The sequence below is a fragment of the Streptomyces silvae genome (assembly GCF_016745505.1).
GTDB lineage: Bacteria > Actinomycetota > Actinomycetes > Streptomycetales > Streptomycetaceae > Streptomyces > Streptomyces silvae.
In genome coordinates this window covers 1-4,863 of the sequence record NZ_JAERUC010000198.1, presented here as the reverse complement: position 1 = coordinate 4,863, position 4,863 = coordinate 1, and the positions used below count along the sequence as shown (strand labels likewise).

Sequence of the window (4,863 nt, the reverse complement as noted above, 5' to 3'; positions counted from 1 at the left end):
CCTTACCATGGAGACGCTCTACCGACTGAGCTATTGGGGCGAGCGAGGAAGACATTACACGGTCTGTCGCCGATCGCCCAAATCCGTTTCCGCGGCCCCCACCGGACCCCCTCGCACCCCCCGGCCGGACCGGGCGAAGGGCCCCCTGATCAGGCCCTTGATCAGCCGGTACGCCACCTCGCCGGAGGAGCTCGCGGGCCCCTGCGAGGCCCTTCTCCCCACCCGCCCCACGAGGCCACATTCGTACGACTAATGCGCTCCTCCTCGGAGTGGGCAGGGCCCCGGCCTACGCTCGGCGCACCTTGCGTGATCTTGCATGTCCTCCAGGAGCGGTGCGATGTCCGAAAGCCCCGGCGAGGCGTCCGCGCTCCTCCTCGGCGGAGCCCGGCTCGCGGACGGGCGCGCCGTCGACGTACGGATCGCCGGGCCGCGGATCGAGGCCGTGGGCACGGCCGGCAGCCTCACCACGTCCGGGACCCGCGTGGATCTGCGGGGCTACCTCCTGCTGCCCGCGCCCGCCGAGCCCCACGCCCACGCCGACACCGCGCTCACCGGCGCCGCGGCGGGCCCGCCGTCCCACCGCCCCGAGGACGTCCGGCGCCGGGCGACCGAGGCGGCGCTGCTCCAGCTCAGCCACGGGGCGACCGCGGTGCGCGCCCATGTGCGCGTCGGCGGCGTAGAGGGTCTCGGGCCCCTGGAGGGCGTCCTGGCGGCCCGCCGGTCCCTCCGGGGTCTCACCGAGCTGACCGCCGTCGCCGTGCCGCGGCTCCTCACCGGTGTCGCGGGCGCCGACGGCCTCGCCGCGCTCCGCGACGCCGTGGACATGGGAGCGGGCGTGATCGGCGGCTCCCCCGACCTCGACCCCGACCCGGCGGGCCACGCGGAAGCGGTCCTGGAGCTCGCCGCCGCCCACGGGCTCCCCGTCGACCTGCACACCGACGGTGACGACCCCGCCCGCCTCGCCCGGCTGACCGCCATGGCCGGCGGGCTCCGCCCGGGCGTCTGTCTCGGCCCCTGCGCGGGCCTCTCGCGGCTTCCCGGCGAGGAGGCGGCCCGCACCGCCGACCGGCTCGCCGCCGCCGGTGTGACGGTGGTCTGCCTCCCTCAGGGCTGCTGCTCCGGCGCCCGGCTGAGGGGCACCCCTCCGGTACGGCTGCTGCGCGCCGCCGGGGTGCGGGTCGTGGCGGGCAGCGGGGCCCTGCGCGACAGCGCCAACCCCGTCGGCCGCGGCGACCCCCTGGAGGCGGCGTATCTGCTGGCCTCGCAGGAGGGCCTCTCCCCCGGGCACGCCTACGACGCCGTCTCCGGCACGGCACGGGCAGCCCTGGGCCTGCCCGGGGTGCGCGTCGAGGCCGGCTTCCCCGCCGAACTGCTCGCCGTGCGGGGCGACGGGCTGGCCGGGGCGCTCTCCCTCGCGTACAGCAGGATCGTGGTGCACCGGGGGCGCGTGGTGGCGCGGACCAGTGCCGTACGCGAGTACCGGGACTCCGGGGCTGCCGCGTCGGCCCACGGTCTCCCCCGCCAGGGACACACCGATTCCGGCCCCTGCGGCGGGCCTTGAGCACAAGCGCTCCCGGCGGCGTACCGTCGGAAGCATGCGCATTGTCATTGCAGGTGGACATGGTCAGATCGCGCTGCGGCTCGAGCGGCTGCTCGCCGCGCGCGGTTACGAAGCGGTGGGCGTCATCCGCAACCCGCAGCAGAGTGAGGACCTGAGGGCGGCGGGGGCCGAGCCCGTCATCCTCGACCTCGAATCGGCGTCCGTCGAGGAGGCGGCCGAGGTCCTGCGAGGGGCGGACGCCGCGGTCTTCGCGGCCGGCGCCGGCCCGAACAGCGGTTCGGCCCGCAAGGACACGGTGGACCGTGGAGCGGCCGTGCTCTTCGCGGACGCGGCGGAGCGGGCGGGGGTGCGGCGCTACGTCGTGGTCTCCTCCATGGGCGCCGACCCCGACCACCGGGGCGACGAGGTGTTCGACATCTACCTGCGGGCGAAGGGCGAGGCGGACGCGTACGTACGTTCACGGAGCGGCCTGGACTGGACGATCCTGCGCCCCGGGATGCTCACGAACGACGCCGGGACCGGCCGGGTCCTGCTCGCCGCCTCGACGGGCCGTGGTCCGGTCCCCCGCGACGACGTGGCGGCGGTACTGCGGGAGCTGCTGGACACCCCGGCGACGGCGGGCCTGACGCTGGAGCTGATCAGCGGCGACAAGCCGGTGGCGGTCGCGGTGAAGGACGTCGCGGGCAACTGAGTCCCGGGCCGCCCGACGCCCCGCGGCGCGAGGCGTTGCCGCCCGTCGGAGGATCCGCGGGATAGCGTCGGCCGCATGAACGGTGGCCCGGACAGCCGAGGTTGGCTCGCCTGCTGTCTCAGTGGGGCGGTGTTCGCCGTCTGCATGGCTGGGACGACTCTGCCGACCCCACTGTACAGCCTCTACCAGGACGAACTCGGCTTCTCCGAGCTGATGGTGACCGTCGTGTACGCGGTGTACGCCTTCGGCGTCATCGGGGTGCTCCTGCTGGCGGGAAACGCCTCCGACGCGATCGGCAGACGGCCCGTGCTGCTGGTGGGCCTGGGCTGCGCGGCGGCGAGCGCCGTCTGCTTCCTGTGCGCCACCGCCCTGGGCTGGCTCTTCGCGGGGCGGCTGCTGTCGGGGCTCTCGGCCGGGCTGTTCACGGGGGCCGCCACCGCGTACGTCATGGAGCTGGCGCCCCGTCAGGGTTCGTCCCGTGCCTCGTTCGTGGCGACGGCCGCCAACATGGGCGGCCTGGGCTGCGGGCCGCTGCTCGCCGGGGTCCTCGCGCAGTACGCCCCCTGGCCGCTCCATCTGCCGTTCATCGTGCACCTGGCGCTGGTGGCCGTGTCAGTGCTCATCCTGCTCGGCCTGAGGGAGACCGTGGCCGAGCGGCGCCCCTTGAGGACCGTCCGGCCGCAGCGGCCGGGGCTGCCGCCCGAGGTCCGGGCGGTGTTCCGGCCCGCGGCGCTCGCCTCGTTCGTGGGGTTCGCCCTGTTCGGGGTGTTCACCTCGGTGAGCCCGGCGTTCCTCTCCGAGTTCCTGGACGTGGACAACCACGCCGTGAGCGGGCTGATCGTCGCCCTGGCCTTCTTCGCGTCGGTCGCCGGCCAGTCGGCGGTGGGCAGGATCGGCGAGCAGAGGTCGCTGTCGCTGGGCTGCGCGGGCCTCCTCGGCGGGCTGGTGCTGCTCGCGGCCGCGATCTGGTGGCAGCTCCTGCCGCTGATCGTGCTGAGCGCGGTCCTCGGCGGTGCGGGGCAGGGGCTGGCCTTCCGGGCGGCCCTGTCGCAGGTGGCCTCGGCATCGCCCCCGGACCGGCGGGCGGCGGTGATCTCGACGCTCTTCGTGGTGGCGTACCTGGGCATTTCGGTGCCGGTGATCGGGGTGGGCGTCCTCTCGGACCACATCGGGCTCCAGGACGCCGGGCTGATCTTCATCGCGAGCATGGCCGTACTGGTCGCCTGGGCCGGCCTCCACCTCCTGCGGCGCCCGGCCGTGAAGGGGCAGTGAGCCGGCGGGCTGCGCGCCGTACGCTGAATGTTCCGCATTGCTCCACATGCTCAGCGCGAGGACGGGAGGCCGCCGAGTGGCCGGGACGACGACGACGCCGGGCGGGACGACGGTGACCGAGGTGATGGCCGAGCTGGCCGCCCTCGACGACCCGAGGATCCGCGCGGTGAACGAGAGGCACGGCGACGACCACGGGGTGAACCTCGGCAAGCTGCGCGCGCTCGCGAAGCGGCTGAAGACGCAGCAGGAACTCGCCCGCGAGCTCTGGGCCACGGAGGACACCGCGGCACGGCTGCTGGCGCTCCTGATCTGCCGCCCCAAGGCGTTCGAGCGGGACGAGCTGGACGCCATGCTGCGCGGGGCGCGCACCCCCAAGGTGCACGACTGGCTCGTCGGCTACGTGGTGAAGAAGAGCCCCCACGCCGAGGAACTGCGCCTGGCCTGGTCCGCCGATCCGGACCCGGTGGTCGCGAGTGCCGGCTGGGCGCTGACCACGGAACGCGTGGCGAAGAAGCCCGAGGGCCTCGACCTCGCGGGGCTGCTCGACGTGATCGAGGCGCGGATGAAGGACGCGCCGGACCGCCTGCAGTGGGCGATGAACCACTGCCTGGCCCAGATCGGCATCTCGCACGAGGAGCACCGCGCCCGCGCGCTCGGCATCGGTGAGCGCCTGGAGGTGCTGAAGGACTACCCGACGTCCCCGGGCTGCACGTCTCCGTACGCGCCGGTCTGGATCACCGAGATGGTGCGCCGGCAGCAGGAGGCGTAGAGCACGGGCACGCACGCTCGTAGCACGGCCGCTTCGGCAACTCGGCGGGCCTGGCGTCCAGGCTTCCTGGCCTGCTGACTTCCTGGCGTCACCGCATCGACGTCAGGGGCGTCCGGGGTGATCCGCCTCCTCGACGGCTGCGGCCGCTTCGGCCTGTCCGGCCACTTCGGCCCGTGCGCGGCGGCGCCCGATCAAGGTGGTGCCCGCGATCACCATGCCGATGGCGACGACCTTGGCGGCCTGGTGGTAGCCGGTCCACAGCTCGTCCGGGGTACCGGGCAGCCGGAGGAAGACCCACGCGGCCCCGGTCACCCCGACGACGATCAGCACGACGGCCCCCCATCCCCCGAACCCCGCCCACCAGGGCTCCGGCCCGTAACCCCGCTCGTCGGTCCGCTCAACGTCCTTGTGAGTCACGGTCGGTGCTCCTGTTGCCTGTGGGGTGGCGATCACCGGGAAGGACGCAGCCCGGACGCGGGCGGTTCGCCGTACGTCGCACATACGAAGAAACCCCGCCCGACCTGCGGTTGAAGCAGGTCGGACGGGGTTTCCCGTCCTGTGGCGGCGCCA

5 protein-coding genes are annotated in these 4,863 nt (G+C 74.2%); 4 read left to right on the top strand and 1 reads right to left on the bottom strand.

Going from position 1 to position 4,863, the window contains the following annotated elements; all coding sequences use genetic code 11:
* The first annotated feature begins 337 nt into the window (after nt 1-337).
* From JKV81_RS33200 to JKV81_RS33185, 4 genes are all read left to right on the top strand, one after another.
* Nucleotides 338-1,561: an amidohydrolase family protein gene (locus tag JKV81_RS33200; protein WP_202079365.1), complete on the top strand. Its 1,224-nt coding sequence runs from the start codon at nt 338-340 to the stop codon at nt 1,559-1,561.
* Between the two features lie 34 nt (nt 1,562-1,595).
* Nucleotides 1,596-2,252 (top strand): SDR family oxidoreductase, encoded by a 657-nt coding sequence (locus JKV81_RS33195; RefSeq protein ID WP_202079363.1) that lies wholly within the window; start codon nt 1,596-1,598, stop codon nt 2,250-2,252.
* A 75-nt stretch (nt 2,253-2,327) separates the two neighbouring features.
* Nucleotides 2,328-3,524, top strand: coding sequence for an MFS transporter (locus JKV81_RS33190; protein ID WP_129265053.1), 1,197 nt, complete (start codon nt 2,328-2,330; stop codon nt 3,522-3,524).
* 124 nt (nt 3,525-3,648) lie between these two features.
* On the top strand, nt 3,649-4,293 hold the full coding sequence (locus JKV81_RS33185; RefSeq protein ID WP_236058433.1) for a DNA alkylation repair protein: 645 nt from the start codon (nt 3,649-3,651) through the stop codon (nt 4,291-4,293).
* A 102-nt stretch (nt 4,294-4,395) separates the two neighbouring features.
* Here JKV81_RS33185 and JKV81_RS33180 read toward each other — a convergent pair whose 3' ends face one another.
* Nucleotides 4,396-4,710, bottom strand: a complete 315-nt coding sequence (locus JKV81_RS33180) for a hypothetical protein (protein WP_236058431.1) — start codon at nt 4,708-4,710, stop codon at nt 4,396-4,398.
* Nucleotides 4,711-4,863 lie beyond the last annotated feature (153 nt).

Coding starts and splice junctions, on each gene's coding strand:
- JKV81_RS33200 (WP_202079365.1), top strand. CDS start 338: ATGTCCGAAAGCCCCGGCGAGGCGTCCGCGCTCCTCCTCGGCGGAGCC.
- JKV81_RS33195 (WP_202079363.1), top strand. CDS start 1,596: ATGCGCATTGTCATTGCAGGTGGACATGGTCAGATCGCGCTGCGGCTC.
- JKV81_RS33190 (WP_129265053.1), top strand. CDS start 2,328: ATGAACGGTGGCCCGGACAGCCGAGGTTGGCTCGCCTGCTGTCTCAGT.
- JKV81_RS33185 (WP_236058433.1), top strand. CDS start 3,649: ATGGCCGAGCTGGCCGCCCTCGACGACCCGAGGATCCGCGCGGTGAAC.